The organism is Alteromonas sp. 5NS40-0096 (assembly GCF_057544385.1).
The window spans coordinates 31,866-47,514 of record NZ_BAAJLQ010000009.1 but is presented as its reverse complement, the minus strand read 5'-3'; the positions used below and the strand labels follow the sequence as shown (position 1 = coordinate 47,514).

The window sequence follows — 15,649 nt, the reverse complement described above, 5'->3', positions numbered from 1 at the left end:
GACTTAACCCTCTTTCTCGATGGTTGTGAGACATTCGCGCAGAATTGGGCCGTATGAGTATTTGCCAGGGCATACATAAGTACACAGTGCCAAATCTTCTTCATCCAATTCCAAACAGCCTAGAGACTGTGCGCCATCAGTGTCACCAGAAATCAAATCACGCAACAATAGCGTAGGAATGATATCTAGAGGCATCACGCGTTCGTAGTTACCAATTGGTACCATAGAGCGGTCTGAACCATTTGTAGAGGTTGTCATGTTGAACAACTTGCTACCTAAGTGGCCCAAATAAGCTCGAGTCACTGAGTGCATGTTCGAACCTGGTGCTAACCAGCCCAAGAACACTTTCTCGTGACCTTCTTTTAATAGTGATACTTGTGTGTGGAAACGACCGAGATAGCCGTGCACACCATGAGCATTTGTTCCGTGAAGTACTGAACCTGAAACCACGCGAACGTCGTCTTGGTTCAATTCATTCGCGGTCAATTCCGCCAAATCTGCGCCCACTAAGGTACGAACCAAACGAGGCGATTTCGCCGCTGGGCCGCCCAAGGCTACAACGCGACGATTGTCTAGTTCGCCTGTTGTAAGCAAGCTACCGATTGCCATTACATCTTGATAGTTGATATGCCAAACTGACTTGTTTGGACCAACTGGGTCAAGGTGATGAATGTGAGTACCTGCCAAGCCTGCTGGGTGCAATCCACCGAACTCTTGAACGTCGACAGTCGCGTTTCCAGTGTTCAATGACGCGCCAGGTGCTTTACACAAGTAAACTTTAGCATCGCGTAGTTGGTTGATTGCTTTCAAACCGTTTGCGAAATCATCCTGACGATCAGCAATGACAACCGCAGGGTCTGCAGCAAGTGGATTAGTGTCAATCGCAGTAACGAAGATTGAACTTGGCTCAGCGTCAAGCGCAGGCGCTTTGCTGAATGGACGAGTTCTAAACGCCGTCCACAAACCAGAATCAACCAAAGTTTGCTGTAATTGTTCACGAGATACGTTAGCAATCTGATCAGCATTCACTGCGTCAAAAGTAACTTTATCGTCACCCTTGATAGCAATAACCACTGACTGAAGAACACGCTTGGCACCACGGTTAATTTCTACCACTTCGCCCGCAGCAGGTGCAGTGTACTTAACGCCAGCATTCTTTTTGTCTTCAAAAAGAACCTGACCTTTTTTCACTACATCGCCAACTTGGACGTGCATGGTAGGACGCATACCAACGTACTCTTCTCCCAGAATGGCAACGCGCGAGACAGCATTACCATCTTGGATCTGCTGTTGCGGAGCCCCCTCAATTGGGAGGTCGAGACCTTTCTTGATTTTTATCATATGTAATCGCACTACTCTAATAAAAAAAATACCCTTATACATAGCTGCTAATCGCGGCTAACGCCATGTATAAGCGCAATCCTTTTGTTTTCCTGCTGCTCTTCATCGGCTGCACGACACCCGCTAACTCTCAATGGTCGGCAACGCGTCTACTTCTTGCATAATCAAAACAACAGATTGTCCGCGCGTCTCTTTGTTGTGGGGTAGTTATTGTATTTTTTACCCGCGCGGTTCCTTGACGCACCGAGAACACAGTGCACCTAATTTCGGGATTTTAGCATTTTTCGGGGGACTTGCGCTATGCAAATAATGGATAAACCACATTTTTTCTGGCCAATCGGTGTAAACCTGCATATGACAAATAAGATTCAACTTTAAAATTAATGAAATTCTGCTTTGAAAATCGTGAAAAATGCAACGAATAGTAAGGAAAGTCAGTGGAAAGTGGGTAATAGTACTTGTACTAGATAACCTACCAAAGTATTAGATTATTCAAAGATTTTTGCACAAAAAAGCCGCCAGGTGGCGGCTTTTTGATAGGTAAATGGGTGATTACCATCCAACTTGTGGATCGATGTCAGCGTCGTAGTCGACACCTTCAATGTCGAATCCAAACAACTTCAAAAACTCGTGATGATAACCCGCGTAATCACTCAGGTCGTGGAAATTGTCTTGTGTTACCTGATCCCAAATCGCTTTGATCTTAGCTTGGGTGGCATCGTTCGTTTCCTTACCATCCATACGGTAACGCTTCATTTCATCTAACGTCGGTTCGCTGCCATACAAACAATCGCGATAAAGGCCCGCGATCTGTTCAATACACCCTTCGTGTGTGCCTTCTTCTTTCATCACTTTGTAGATAAGCGAAATATACAAAGGCATAACCGGAATAGCAGAGCTCGCCTGAGTGACCAATGCTTTGAGAGAAGACACGTTTGCTTCAACATTAAGCGCCGCGTGCTTATCGATGATGGCTGCCGCTGCGCGATCGAGGTCCTCTTTCGCTTTGCCAATAGTCGCTTGGCCGTATATTGGCCACGTTAACTCTTTACCTATGTACGTGTAAGCCGTCGTTTTACAACCTTCAGCAAGTACACCTGCCTCACCGAGGGCGTCTAACCAAAGCTCCCAATCTTCGCCACCCATCACTTTGATAGTATTGAAAATTTCATCTTCGTTAGCAGGTTCCAGCGTTACTTCATGAACCAGGTTTTTATCCGTGTCATATGTTTTTGTCGTGTAGGTGTCACCGACTGGCTTCAAGGTAGACTTGTATACATCGCCTGTCACAGGATCGGTACGACGTGGAGCCGCCAAACTGTATATCACCAAGTCAACTTGGCCCAAATCAGCTTTGATCTTATCAACAACCTCTGCCTTTAACGCAGAAGAGAAAGCATCACCGTTTAACGTTTCGGCATACACGCCAGCATCCTTTGCCAAACCGTGGAACGCCGCAGTGTTGTACCAACCAGCAGTACCCGTTTTACGTTCAGTTGGCGCTTTTTCAAAACAGACGCCAAGCGTTTTTGCGCCGTAGCCAAAAGCTGAAGTAATACGCGACGCTAAACCGTATCCGGTCGAGCAACCTAAAACCAAGACATTTTTTGGGCCTTCACCCAAGTCACCTAAGTTCTTTATATAATCGATTTGTTCTTGAACTGAGGCTTCACAGCCCGCAGGGTGTGCATTAGTGCAAATAAAGCCTCGTACTTTAGGCTTGATAATCATAACGGTACGTCCTTTAGGAATAATCCGGCTATTGTAATGTGGCGTCAGACGATAACAACTCGGAGCAGCTAGGCAAACGCACTAACCGCTCCAAAGCATCGGGCTTGTGCTTCTTTGTTAACTGCGTTTTCGCTCCCTTTTGTAGGCTAGCCACACTCGGGTCACACAGCATTGGATAAATGAAGCACCGCCATATTTAAACTTTGACGATAAACATTATCACGCTTGTTGTTATCGGTTTTCGTAATACGCTTTTTCAGACAGCTCATGGTATGCCGAAATGCCGTCATAAAATGCTTTATAAGAGGCGTAGATTTTAGCAAAGTCCTCGTCGGCGGCGACTTGCTCTGCCAAGACATTTTCGGTGGCCACTTTGAGTGCTTCCATGACATCCTGCGGCAATGGCTGAACATTTACGCCATGCTCGTTTATCAAGGTTTGCATAGCCGAATTGTTGCGTGCCGTATACTCATTCAGCATGTCTTGGTTAACAGCCAGAGTAGCGACTTCAACGATACGCTGTAAGTCTTTTGGCAAGCCTTCGTATGCTGATTTATTGACAATAAACTCAAGGGCCGTGCCCGGCTCATGCCAACCTGAATGGTAGTAATAGTCGGCTGCGCGAAACAATCCAAATGCCAAATCATTGTATGGGCCAACCCACTCAGTTGCATCGATGGCACCAGTTTGTAGCGATACGAAGATCTCGCCACCGGTTAGTGTAACAGGTACGCCACCGACGGCCTTGAACACCTCGCCCCCCAAACCTGGGATACGCATATTCAAACCAGCAAAATCGTCGAGGCTGTTGATTTCTTTTTTGAACCACCCCGCCATCTGTACGCCAGTATTACCACCAGAAAAGGGAATAACATTGAATGGGGCATACAAGTCACGCCACAATTCCATACCACCGCCATAATGAATCCAAGAATTCATTTCTGTCACGTTCATACCAAAAGGAATTGCTGAGAAAATTGGAGCAGCAGGCATTTTACCTTTCCAATAGTACGCTCCCGAATGCCCCATTTCAGCAGTGCCTTGGGACACGGCATCAAATACCTCAAAACCTGGCACAATTTCGCCCGCACCATAGACAGTCACTTTTAACCGACCTCCCGACATGTCGTTGACCATCTCGGCAAAGGTTTCAGGCGCACGGCCTAGACCCGGGAAGTTTTTTGGCCATGAAGTGACGAGCTTCCATTGGTAAGTTTTTTGTGCAGCGACGGGCGCACTTTCGGTTTGTTTCGCTTGCTCATTCCCGCCACATGCAGCCAATATCATGACTGACGCCGCTAGCAAAAGCTTCCTTGTTGTATTCATCGCAGTGTCTCTTTAATTGTATAAGTTATCAGGTAACCAGGTTGCCATATCAGGCCATATGGCAAGGGCAATAAGTAACAATAGCTGTATGGCAATAAAAGGTACAACCCCTTTATAGATGGCTTTGGTTGGAACACTTGCCGGCGCCACGCCGCGTAAATAGAACAGAGCAAAACCAAATGGCGGTGTTAAAAATGATGTTTGCAGATTAATCGCCAACATGATCCCCAACCACACAGGGTCAACACCCATTGTAAGGAGAACGGGAGCGACTATTGGTACTACCACAAAGGTAATTTCAATAAAATCTAAAATAAAGCCTAAGACGAACACCACCAACATAACAATTAACATGGCGCCAAATACCCCACCAGGCAGCCCAGTCAGAAATTCGTGAATCAAGGTTTCGCCACCGAAACCTCTGAATACCAAAGAAAAAATAGAGGCGCCGATAAGAATCATAAAGACCATGGAAGTCACTTTCGTGGTTTCCATCATAACAGCGCGTAACATATCGCGATTTAAGCGGCCCGTGACTAACGCCAATATGAGCGCGCCTGTTGCACCAACGCCTGCCGCTTCAGTCGGCGTGGCATACCCCGACAAGATAGAGCCAAGTACAACGGCGATAAGTAACAACGGCGGCACTAATGCTCCCCACAATCCCGGGTTTTCAGGGCGTTTCGTGTCGTCCAATTTGGCTGGTATTGCGCTCTTTGACAGCCAGCTAGTCAGAAATACATACAGCAAATATAGCGCCACCAGTACCATACCGGGAATAAGGGCACCAACAAACAAGTCTCCCACTGATACCGATTCAGGCGCAAAAATACCCATATTAAGTTGGGCTTGTTGATAAGCGCTCGATAACACGTCACCTAAGAGCACAAGCGCTATCGAAGGTGGGATTATTTGTCCCAATGTACCAGTTGCGCAAATTGTGCCTGTTGCAAAGGAGGCAGAATATCCTCTTTGTAACATAGTCGGTAAAGACAACAGCCCCATCGTCACTACCGTGGCACCGACGATACCTGTACTCGCTGCGAGTAACATACCCACAATGACGACTGACACGGCCATACCCGACTTAAATCGCCACAGCAAATCAGACATTGCAATGAGCAGGTTTTCGGCAATTTTAGATTTTTCTAACACGATCCCCATAAAGACAAACAGCGGGACCGCAAGCAATGTGGTATTGGATAAGATGCCATATAGACGGCTGGGCAGCGCGCCCAGATAACTGACATCGAAGGCACCTAACAGGTACCCTACACCAGCAAAAATCAACGACGTCCCTGCTAGGCTAAATGCCACCGGAAATCCAAACAACAGGACGATGCAAACGCACGCAAACAACAACAGCGCCATCCATTCCATATTATTGGCTCTCCTTTTCTTTCAGGACACACACATTTTTCAATATTTCACTGACACCTTGTATCAACAGGAGCACAGCGGCTAAGGGAATAAGTGATTTAAGAAGATAGACAAGGGGCAACCCACCCGCTTCTTTTGATGCTTCCAATAAACGCCAAGATTCAGACACGTACGGCAAGCTATAAATTAAGATAACGACACATGTCGGCGCGAGCAAAAATAAGGTACCCAGTATATCAACCCACGCTTTTTGACGCGTTGTGAAGCTGCGATAGAAAACGTCAACTCTTACGTGGGAATCGACTTGCAGTGTGTAAGCTGCACCCACCATAAAAACCAATGCATGGAAGTACATAACCGACTCTTGCAGTGCAATCCAGCCCATATCTGCACCTTTGCGCAAGGCAACTATGATGAAGGTGAGTAACACCATCACAATAGTGGTTGTCGCAACAGCATGGCACAGCCACTGGTTGAACTTGTCTATTCGCAATGAGACGGATTGTAATGGGAGCAAAGGATTGGAATTAGCAGTATTCATAACAACGCTTTATTGGTCTGTACGGTTTACAGCACATTTACATGGGCATCAAGAGTAATAATAAATCAGCTATTTGCCAATGGTTTGCGTTTGAATAGATAGAATAAAACGAGGAAAAAGAGGAGAAGCAGCGCGCAACCGAATTCACACAGCAGCGCGCATTAGCATTAAGCTAGGATATCGAGAAGCTCAACATCAAAGATCAATGTCGCGTATGGACCAATTGCCGCACCCGCACCTTGCTCGCCGTAGGCAAGTTGGTAAGGTACGTACAAGCGCCATTTGTCGCCTACTGACATCAACTGAAGCGCTTCTGTCCAACCGCGAATAACACCGCCAACCGGGAATTCAGCAGGCTGACCACGATCGTAAGAGCTATCGAAAACTGTGCCGTCAATCAAGGTACCGTGGTAGTGAGTGCGTACCGTGCTGCTCGCAGTTGGCTTTTCGCCTTCACCAGAGTTAATCACTTCGTATTGAAGTCCAGACTCAAGTACTGTGACTTCTTCGCGCTGACCATTTTCAGCCAAGAATGCTTCGCCTTCTGCGATTGCACCTTTGTGCTGCTCAGCTTTTGCAGCTTGCATGCGCTGATGAATTTCATTGAACGCTACACGCAAGGCTTCATTGTCTACTTTTGCATCGTTACCTAGGAAAGCATCTTTCACGCCTTCAACCACTGCATCAATAGAAAGACCTTCGAAAGGATTCGCTTTTAATTGCTCACCCATTTGGAAACCAACACCGTAACTCGCCTGAGTTTCGACTGTATTGAATGTATCTGACACGATAACTCCTGAAATTAAATTACAAATATTGCTCAATATTTAACCGAAACCATCTTGTCGCGGTGTTGCAATATTTTTCGTGTATAAGTGTACCACAGTGAGAAAATTCGTGCCTCCCAAGCTGAAATTAGGATGAACATTCTAACTGATAGCTTTAAGTTATTACTAAAGAGGTTAGACAAGTTAAATTAGAAGCAGTATGGTGTCAGGCACTATATTTAGGAGGATCCAATGCAATCTCATTATGATGCACAACTAAAAGATACTGTTCGTTATCTTGGGAAGACCCTTGGTAAAACCATTGAAGCCCAGCTGGGAACCGAGTGGTTAGAGCGTATTGAAACTATCAGAAAAGACGGTCGTTCGTCGTATCAGGGCGACGCGGATTGCAGTTCAAATCTGAAAGAAACTTTCAAGAACATGTCTGATGCAGACTTGTTAACTGTGGGAAGAGCCTTCGCTCAGTTTCTCAACCTAGGTAATATTGCTGAACAAGAGTACAACAGTGCGATGGATGTCGATGCCACTATCGACAGTTTGTTCGAGCACTTGGACAAAGCTGAGCTGTCTGCGGACAAAGTACAAGAAGCGGTGAATAAGTTGAATATCGACTTAGTGTTAACCGCTCACCCGACGGAAGTGACGCGACGCACACTCATTCACAAGCACAGCGAGCTAGCAGCATGCTTGAAAGATATTCATCAAGAGAATTTATCTGATCGCCAACGAGAAAGTATCGAGACGCGTATTTCCGACCTTATCAGTCAGGCGTGGCATACAGAAGAAATTCGCTCAGTGCGCCCGACGCCTGTAGATGAAGCTCGCTGGGGATTCTCAGTCATCGAAAACTCCTTGTGGGAAGCGGTACCAGAGTTTTTACGTGAACTAGATGACCGTCTAGCAAAAGACTACCAAGTATCCTTGCCTTTTGACGCGACGCCGGTGCAATTCAGCTCTTGGATGGGCGGAGATAGAGACGGCAACCCATTTGTCACGTCAACCGTAACTAAACAAGTATTATTACTCGCTCGCAAGCGCGCAGCTAAGCTGTTTGCCACTGATTTCGACCGCCTGCAAGTAGAACTTTCAATGAGCGATTGCAGCGATGCTTTGCGTGAAAAAGTAGGTGATGTCAATGAACCCTACCGTGCGTTGCTTCGCCCATTGGTGAGAAAACTTGGCGCGACGCGTGACGGTATCGCCGACTACCTGTCTGGCAAAGACGTTAATCAAGATGATTGGGTTCAATACAACGAAGAGCTCTTAGCGCCATTGTTGTTGTGTTACGAGTCATTGTTAGAGGCGGGACTAACCGTTACTGCGAATGGCTTGTTAAAAGACACGATTCGCCGCGTACAGTGTTTTGGCGTTCACTTGCTAAAACTGGACGTGAGACAAGATTCTGAGCGTCACGCTGACGTCTTTAGTGAATTAACTCGCTATTTGGGCCTGGGCGATTACGCACAGTGGACCGAACAAGATAAACAGGCATTCTTACTCAGGGAACTCGCTTCCAAACGTCCGCTTTTCCCTGCAACTTGGGAAGCGTCTGACGATGTAAAAGAAGTACTGAAAACCTGCAAAGTCATTGCCGAAAACAGTCAGCACGGTTTTGGTATCTACATTATTTCCATGGCAAGTGAACCGTCTGACGTTCTCGCCGTTCAATTACTGTTGCAAGAATCGGGTGTGACTTGGCCAATGCCAGTAGCGCCACTGTTCGAAACGCTGGATGATTTGAACAATTCACCTAAAGTAATGAACAACTTGCTGTCTATAGATTGGTATCGCGGTTATGTTCAGGGTCGCCAATATGTCATGATTGGCTACTCGGATTCAGCCAAAGATGCCGGAGCAATTGCGGCAGGTTGGGCACAATACGAGTCGCAAGAAGCACTGGTTAAGCTAGCAGAAGAGTACGGCGTTACTCTCACCTTGTTCCACGGTCGTGGTGGTACTATCGGTCGCGGTGGTCTTCCAGCGCACGCTGCCATTTACTCTCAGCCTCCGGGTTCGCTTGACGGCGGCTTCCGCGTTACTGAGCAGGGTGAAACCATTCGCTACAAGTTTGGTATGCCGAAGTTGGCTAAACGCAGCCTAGGCATATACGCTAGCGCAATTATCGAAGCCATGCTATTCCCACCGCCGGCGCCAAAAGATGAGTGGCGAGACGTTATTACTCAGATGGCGGCAAAAGGTCGCGATAATTATCGTGGTGTAGTGCGTTCAGATCCTGAGTTTGTGCCTTATTTTAGAGTCGCAACACCGGAACAAGAGCTCGGTAAACTGCCTTTAGGTAGCCGTCCAGCGAAACGTAAACCGACTGGCGGGATTGAAAGCTTGCGCGCCATTCCGTGGATCTTCTCTTGGGCGCAAACGCGTCTTGTATTGCCGTCTTGGTTAGGGGTAACCCGTGCCATTGAAGCTGTTAAAGCGGATGGCAATGAAGCGACTATTGAAGAGATGGTAGCGAGCTGGCCATTCTTCGCCTCGCGCTTGTCCATGCTCGACATGGTGTTCCACAAAGCCGATCCTCGTATCAGCGAAGCCTATGACGATCGTCTTGTGCCACAGGAGTTGAAACACTTTGGCGAAGCGTTGCGTGCAGAGCTGAAAGAGAGCATTGCCTCCATTCTTGCCATTACAGGTCAAGACAGCATCATGGAAAGCGACCCTCAGGGCAAAGAATCAATGAACATACGTGCGGGTTACTTACAACCTTTGCACTATTTGCAAATTGAATTGTTAGAGCGAATCCGTGCAGCTGGAGATGACAGCCAAAACACGGTACTTGAAAGAGCGATGATGGTAACCATTGCGGGTATCGCAATCGGTATGCGAAATACAGGTTAATCGCGATTACACGTAAAACCAAAAGCCAGCATTACGCTGGCTTTTTTATCGCTTGTGTTTTTCGCGACGATAAAAAAACCGGCTTAAAGCCGGTTTTTTTGTATCACTGACAAAATTAGCCGTTTACGAATTCAACGCCAATTTTGATGTCACCGCGAAGGCCTTCAAGCATGCTGTCTTTTGCTTCTTGCTCAAATGCACTTAGCTCGCCGTAAGGTAGAATCTCTTCAACACCATTTGGCCCCAAGCGAACTGGGTGTGAGAAGAATGCTGCGTCATCGCTATCGTCAGTTTGTACATACGTGTACTCAACAACGTTTTCGCCTTGCATCGCTGCAACAAGAGACAAACAGAAACGCGCTGCAGCTTGACCCATAGAAAGTGTCGCTGAACCGCCACCCGCTTTAGCTTCAACAACTTCTGTACCCGCGTTTTGAATACGAGTTGTCAGGCTAGCCACTTCGTCATCAGAGAAGCTTACGCCTTCTACTTGAGAAAGTAGTGGAAGGATAGTCGTACCAGAGTGACCACCGATAACAGGTACGTGAACACTAGACACATCAAGACCTTTCAGCTCTGCAACGAAGGTTTCTGCGCGAATTACGTCAAGCGTTGTCACACCGAACAATTTGTTCTTGTTGTACACGCCTTTTGCTTTCAGCGTCTCAGCTGCGATAGCAACAGTCGTGTTAACTGGGTTAGTAATAATACCGATACAAGCGTCTGGGCAGCTCTCTGCAACGCCTTCGATTAGGCTCTTAACGATACCTGCATTGATGTTGAACAAGTCAGAGCGGTCCATACCAGGCTTACGTGGTACACCCGCTGGAATCAATACAACATCAGACCCTGTTAATGCGTCGGCTAGGTCGTCTTTACCATGACCTGTTACCTTAACCGCTGTTGGGATGTGAGACAAATCAACAGCAACACCAGGAACAACAGGTGCAACATCGTAAAGTGCTAATTCAGAACCAGCTGGCAGTTGTGTTTTCAACAACAATGACAGCGCTTGACCAATACCACCGGCAGCACCTAACACGGCTACTTTCATACTATTTCTCCTATGGAAATATTCACGTTTCTAGACGGGAAGTCACACTAATGCAACTGAGCACAAAACTCAATCACCCTATGGTCTTAAGACATGAAAAATTCGAATAAACCCAGACCATATGCAATTTCATGCATGATTATGCATTTAAATTGCGCAAAGTTCACGCCTAGTGCACAATAGTTAAAATTTATTTAAGAAATGAGCCCTACAAGTTAGTCCCTATGGCGAACGCAAAACAAGAACAACTCATTAAATCATTTAAAGATATACTCAAAGCAGAAAGCTACGGTTCACAAGGCGAAATCGTTGAAGCGCTGCGCGGCCAAGGTTTTGAAAATATCAGCCAATCCAAAATTTCTCGGATGCTAAGTAAGTTCGGTGCTGTGCGAACCCGAAACGCTCGTGGAGATATGGTGTACTGTCTCCCCCCCGAACTGGGCATGCCAACCGCGAAAAGCCCTCTCAAGCAACTAGTATTGGATATTGTTCATAACAATGTGATGGTGATTATCCGTACTAGCCCCGGTGCTGCGCAGCTTATCGCAAGATTATTAGATTCATTGAGCCAAAAAGATGGCGTGCTTGGCACAATAGCGGGAGACGATACCATTTTTATTGCGCCCGCGGATGTATCACAGATTGAAACCCTTCGTCAGCGAGTAGAAGACCTTTTTGACAACGTATAGGGCTGCTTAGGCCCTATACGCCTGCACTAACTTGATAGCTGAAAAGCTTGATCATACCGCGATACCGCAAAGCAGACCGACTCCCATCAAACCAAAGATAGCACCATGCTTTCTCCCATTGATGCATTGATTCCCTTTGTAGCGCATCCTTAGTACTTTTCTTCACGTCAGAAGCGTCTGATACCGTCACCATATTTCCTGCTTTAGCCCACTTTGAAACCCACTATACATCTTTAAATCTCGTAAAAGGGCGACCTTCAATGTCAGATTACACGACGTATAAAAAAGCCCGCATAACGCGGGCTTTTAGATAAGAGCAATCAGATTACTCTGTATGCATAACGGCTTCGATTAGAAGTCGTAACGTACACCAATTTTAAGTCTCCAAGCAGACTGAAGTGCGTTGAAGTCATAACCATCTGTACGTACGCGGTCGATTACGTAACGGCCTTGGTCGTCAATGCTGTCTACGTCATATAGACGAAGCGTGTTGAAGCGGCTGTCGTAAATCTTACCTTGTGAACGGTCGATCATGTTAAGGAAGTTATCTACTACGAAGTAGATTGTACCTTTGTGACCTTCCATTAGGCCTGGGATTTCTTGGAACACACTCAAGTCAAGTGTAGTAACCCAAGGCGTTGTTTCGCTACCTTTAGGTGCATAACCACCAGCGTAACCACCTAAACCACGATCTTGAATTGCGGCCAATAGCTCAGCTTGAATCGCTGGGTCAGTGTACACAACGTTAGGATCGTTAGCCGTTGGGATGTAAGTCAGGTAATCACCAGATGTGAATTCTGGGCTAAGACCAACAACAGTACCATCAACATCGTTAGTTAGGACACTACGGTCGAAGTTAGTAGTGATTGATACTGGCTCACCTGAGCGACGTTCGAAGAACAAGTTGATATCAGTGTTGTAACCTTCGAAGATTTCAGCGCTGTAACCTAGATTAACTACGAAACGGTGCTTGATTTCGAACGCTGCAGTACCTAAGTGGCTGTCAGCGATGTTACGGTTGATACCGTCAGAGAAGCGGAAGTTACTACGAGCTGTTGAGCTAGTACCAGAGTTTGCTTCAGTGATGTCTTGGTGCGTATATGACGCTGTTGCACTGAAACCGTTATCCCAGCTCTTCGCCAATGACGTTGAAAGGATTACAGAACGACCACCATCGCTAGTGTTAGTCAACATAAGGTCATAACGGTTGTCGTCATCAGTGTAGATTACACGCTGACCATCAGCTAGCAATGTACCTTCTGGAAGTGACGCATCAACCCAGAACGGTGCGTCTTGACGGTCGATGTAAAGTGCTTCAGTTGTCCAAAGTACGTCTTCGCCTACGTAAGGTAGATCGAAGGTGTAATCTGTCGCCAACTGATAACGCCAGTCGTTCGGAAGTTCGAAGTCTGGGTCAGTGAAAGAAACGTTACCGTTGCTTTGACCGTCAGCTAGTGCAGCAGACGCATCTGGGAAGATTCCAGCAATTGAGTCAGCTGTGATAGTTACGTCTTCTTGAGAGAAGAAACCATCGAATACACCGTTTTGTGAGTAAGCGTTTGAAATCCAAACATTAGGCTGACCACCAGTGAAACGACCAACACCACCGCGAACAGTTAGTTCATCAGTTGCACGGTAAGTGAAACCAACACGTGGAAGAATGATGTCAACACCATCTAGGTTGTTCGTGTTATCAAAACCAGTTCTGTCGAAAGAGTTTTGGTTAAACGGAGGACGGTCGTCAGAAGCAAGACGCTCATAACGCAAACCAGCAGTAACAGTTAGGTCTTCAGTTACATCCCAAGTGTCTTGAGCGTAAAGAGACAAGTTAGTACGTTCAAACTGTGCACCAACCGCAGCAGGATCGTTACCAATACCGTTCGAGTACTCGTACTCACTTGCTAGGCGGTTTTCGAAGTCTTCAAGGTTGTCGAAAGTCACAACACCTTTTGAACCAGGCACGAACAAGTTAAAGATTTCAAGAATTTGATATTCGAAACCGAAATCAATTTGATGCTCGTCCATTAGGTAAGTTGCATCAAGTTTGAAAGTCGTCAAGTCGTTATCAAGCAAGTTAGCGTGACGGAACTGGTCAGAACCGAATGCGATTTCACCGCCTGAAGGCAAGTTCTCGATAGTTACGTCTGCAATGTCACCGAAAGACTGCTGACGGTTTTCTACTTGCTTGCTAGTTACGCTGATTTCAGTAGAGAAGTCATCTGTCCAATCAGAGTACAATTTCGCAGTGTAGTTGTTCAACGTTTCAGTGGTGTTATACCAGTGAGAAGAAAGGCGTAGTTCACCTTGGTTGTTTGTAAGGTTACGCGTACGGTTACCTTCGTTGAACTGATAAGTGAATGCAGCACGGTGGTAATCGTTGATGTTCCAGTCAATTTTGATGACGTACTTTTCATCTTCTTCAACAGGAGAACCTGTTGCGCTACCGATTTGATCATCAGTTAGGCCGTAAACTTCACGTGCTATACGCTGAACTTCTGCTACTTCTTCAAGTGTTGCGTCAGTTGTATTTGGAGCGTTAGAGCCAGCAGGGCCCCACTCTAGAGACTGTGGTGCTTCGAAGAACTCGTAAGAGCCGAAGAAGAACAACTTGTCTTTGATGATAGGGAAACCAAGAGTTGCACCGTATGATTTCTCTTCGAATTCAATTGGAACAGCAAGACCACGGTCTTCTGGCAAGCCTGCCATACCGTCGTTTAACTCTTCGTAGAAAATACCACCAGTGATTTCGTTAGTACCTGATTTGAATACCGCGTTAACTAGACCGCCAGAGAAACCTGAAACGCTAGCGTCGAAAGGTGCTACGTCAACAGTAACTTGGTCTAGTGCGTCAAATGGTAGTGGAGAACGTTGTGTAGGGTAACCACCGCCGTTAAGACCGAAATCATCGTTCTGAGCGATACCATCAACAGTAATACTGTTGAAACGTGGGTTAGAACCAGCAATTGTTAGTGCTGCTTCTTGGCCAGGAAGAATCGTTACTAGAGGGTTGGCACGTACTACATCTTTGATATCACGGTTAAGTGAAGCAGAAGTAGAGATTGCACGGTCATCAAAGTAGCTTGAGCTACCTGTAGGTGCGAAGAAAGGCTTAGAACCTGTTACAACGATGTTCTCGATGTTGCGGTTTTCTTCTTCAAGAGCAACATTAAGTTGCAGAGGATCACCTAGGCTAAGGAATACGTCGTTGATGATTGAATCTTCAAACTTGTTTGAGTCAATCTCAATTCTGTATGGGCCACCTACACGCAGACCGTTTGCAACGAAACGACCGCTGTCACCAACAGTAACAGTACGCTTTGTACCAGAAGGAATGTGCGTAATTGTTACAACTGAGCCTGCATCTGCGCCACCCAATGGGCCAACTACTGAACCACGGATACTAGATGAAGTCTCTTGAGCCATTGCAGCAGTGCTAAGTCCTACGGACATAGCAACAGCCAGTGCAACACGGCTAAATTTACTCGATGTTCTCATTGTGTTTCCCTTTGCTAATTTTTAAGTGCTTGCCGAACTGTCGTCGTTGCGTTGAACTTTTTATTCAACTGCTAGTCTCATATAAAAGAAGCGGTTCAATCTTAGATGTTGTACTCGCTTTCTCTTACTACTGCATGACAAAGACGCCAGTTGCGAATTTTCGCCTCATATGCGGTGCGTCAAAATTCGTCGTTATATTAGACCAATTTGACTGTTTTTTGCACTGCATATCACTTTCACGACGTGAATTGTTAAGGCAAAGCATTTCATTTTTATTACAACGCTACCCAGCAGTCACCGAAGAAAACCAAATTTTGATGAAAAAATCACAGTTGTCAGCGACTACTTTTTTTCAATTAAACTTATCCAAATGGTCAAGAAATGAAATAGTATGTTGCGAGTGTTACCATTCCCTGATTTAATTCCAGTAAAAAGTGGTCATCCGCATTCA

Annotated in this window: 11 protein-coding genes; 2 read left to right on the top strand and 9 right to left on the bottom strand. The window is 46.2% G+C overall.

Going from position 1 to position 15,649, the window contains the following annotated elements; all coding sequences use genetic code 11:
* Positions 1-3 precede the first annotated feature (3 nt).
* From AC27G9_RS19685 to bamJ, 6 genes are all read right to left on the bottom strand, one after another.
* Entirely contained in the window at positions 4-1,341 is a 1,338-nt protein-coding gene (locus tag AC27G9_RS19685; protein WP_487076193.1) for a Na(+)-translocating NADH-quinone reductase subunit A, read from the bottom strand.
* Between the two features lie 552 nt (positions 1,342-1,893).
* Positions 1,894-3,072, bottom strand: a complete 1,179-nt coding sequence (gene fabV, locus AC27G9_RS19680; protein WP_487076192.1) for an enoyl-ACP reductase FabV — start codon at positions 3,070-3,072, stop codon at positions 1,894-1,896.
* A gap of 231 nt (positions 3,073-3,303) precedes the next feature.
* Positions 3,304-4,398 (bottom strand): TRAP transporter substrate-binding protein, encoded by a 1,095-nt coding sequence (locus AC27G9_RS19675; protein WP_487076191.1) that lies wholly within the window; start codon positions 4,396-4,398, stop codon positions 3,304-3,306.
* A 12-nt stretch (positions 4,399-4,410) separates the two neighbouring features.
* Positions 4,411-5,778, bottom strand: a complete 1,368-nt coding sequence (locus AC27G9_RS19670; protein WP_487076190.1) for a TRAP transporter large permease — start codon at positions 5,776-5,778, stop codon at positions 4,411-4,413.
* Position 5,779: 1 nt separating this feature from the next.
* A complete protein-coding gene (locus AC27G9_RS19665) occupies positions 5,780-6,319 on the bottom strand; it encodes a TRAP transporter small permease subunit (RefSeq protein ID WP_487076189.1) in 540 nt (179 codons plus the stop codon).
* A gap of 167 nt (positions 6,320-6,486) precedes the next feature.
* Positions 6,487-7,107, bottom strand: a complete 621-nt coding sequence (gene bamJ, locus AC27G9_RS19660) for a BamJ family beta-barrel-assembly machinery protein (RefSeq protein WP_487076188.1) — start codon at positions 7,105-7,107, stop codon at positions 6,487-6,489.
* Between the two features lie 231 nt (positions 7,108-7,338).
* Here bamJ and ppc point away from each other — a divergent pair, with 231 nt between their 5' ends.
* The gene (gene ppc, locus AC27G9_RS19655) at positions 7,339-9,960 is read left to right on the top strand and encodes a phosphoenolpyruvate carboxylase (protein ID WP_487076187.1); all 2,622 of its coding nucleotides are present in this window, start codon (positions 7,339-7,341) and stop codon (positions 9,958-9,960) included.
* 115 nt (positions 9,961-10,075) lie between these two features.
* Here the strand turns inward: ppc and mdh are convergent, their stop codons facing one another.
* Positions 10,076-11,014 carry a malate dehydrogenase gene (mdh, locus tag AC27G9_RS19650; RefSeq protein ID WP_487076186.1) on the bottom strand — a complete coding sequence of 313 codons (939 nt, stop codon included), beginning with the start codon at positions 11,012-11,014 and terminating at the stop codon, positions 10,076-10,078.
* Between the two features lie 224 nt (positions 11,015-11,238).
* Between mdh and argR the strand changes: the two genes are divergently transcribed.
* Positions 11,239-11,703 (top strand): transcriptional regulator ArgR, encoded by a 465-nt coding sequence (gene argR, locus AC27G9_RS19645; protein WP_487076185.1) that lies wholly within the window; start codon positions 11,239-11,241, stop codon positions 11,701-11,703.
* A gap of 13 nt (positions 11,704-11,716) precedes the next feature.
* Here argR and AC27G9_RS19640 read toward each other — a convergent pair whose 3' ends face one another.
* Together AC27G9_RS19640 and AC27G9_RS19635 are read right to left on the bottom strand one after the other, a co-directional pair.
* Positions 11,717-11,896: a hypothetical protein gene (locus AC27G9_RS19640; protein ID WP_487076184.1), complete on the bottom strand. Its 180-nt coding sequence runs from the start codon at positions 11,894-11,896 to the stop codon at positions 11,717-11,719.
* Positions 11,897-12,054: 158 nt separating this feature from the next.
* Positions 12,055-15,198, bottom strand: a complete 3,144-nt coding sequence (locus AC27G9_RS19635) for a TonB-dependent receptor (protein WP_487076183.1) — start codon at positions 15,196-15,198, stop codon at positions 12,055-12,057.
* Between the last annotated feature and the right edge of the window lie 451 nt (positions 15,199-15,649).

Bases quoted from the DNA above. Each gene is read 5' to 3' on its own strand.
- AC27G9_RS19640 (WP_487076184.1), bottom strand. From the start codon at position 11,896: ATGGTGACGGTATCAGACGCTTCTGACGTGAAGAAAAGTACTAAGGAT.
- AC27G9_RS19635 (WP_487076183.1), bottom strand. From the start codon at position 15,198: ATGAGAACATCGAGTAAATTTAGCCGTGTTGCACTGGCTGTTGCTATG.
- ppc (WP_487076187.1), top strand. From the start codon at position 7,339: ATGCAATCTCATTATGATGCACAACTAAAAGATACTGTTCGTTATCTT.
- AC27G9_RS19670 (WP_487076190.1), bottom strand. From the start codon at position 5,778: ATGGAATGGATGGCGCTGTTGTTGTTTGCGTGCGTTTGCATCGTCCTG.
- argR (WP_487076185.1), top strand. From the start codon at position 11,239: ATGGCGAACGCAAAACAAGAACAACTCATTAAATCATTTAAAGATATA.
- AC27G9_RS19685 (WP_487076193.1), bottom strand. From the start codon at position 1,341: ATGATAAAAATCAAGAAAGGTCTCGACCTCCCAATTGAGGGGGCTCCG.
- mdh (WP_487076186.1), bottom strand. From the start codon at position 11,014: ATGAAAGTAGCCGTGTTAGGTGCTGCCGGTGGTATTGGTCAAGCGCTG.
- AC27G9_RS19675 (WP_487076191.1), bottom strand. From the start codon at position 4,398: ATGAATACAACAAGGAAGCTTTTGCTAGCGGCGTCAGTCATGATATTG.
- fabV (WP_487076192.1), bottom strand. From the start codon at position 3,072: ATGATTATCAAGCCTAAAGTACGAGGCTTTATTTGCACTAATGCACAC.
- AC27G9_RS19665 (WP_487076189.1), bottom strand. From the start codon at position 6,319: ATGAATACTGCTAATTCCAATCCTTTGCTCCCATTACAATCCGTCTCA.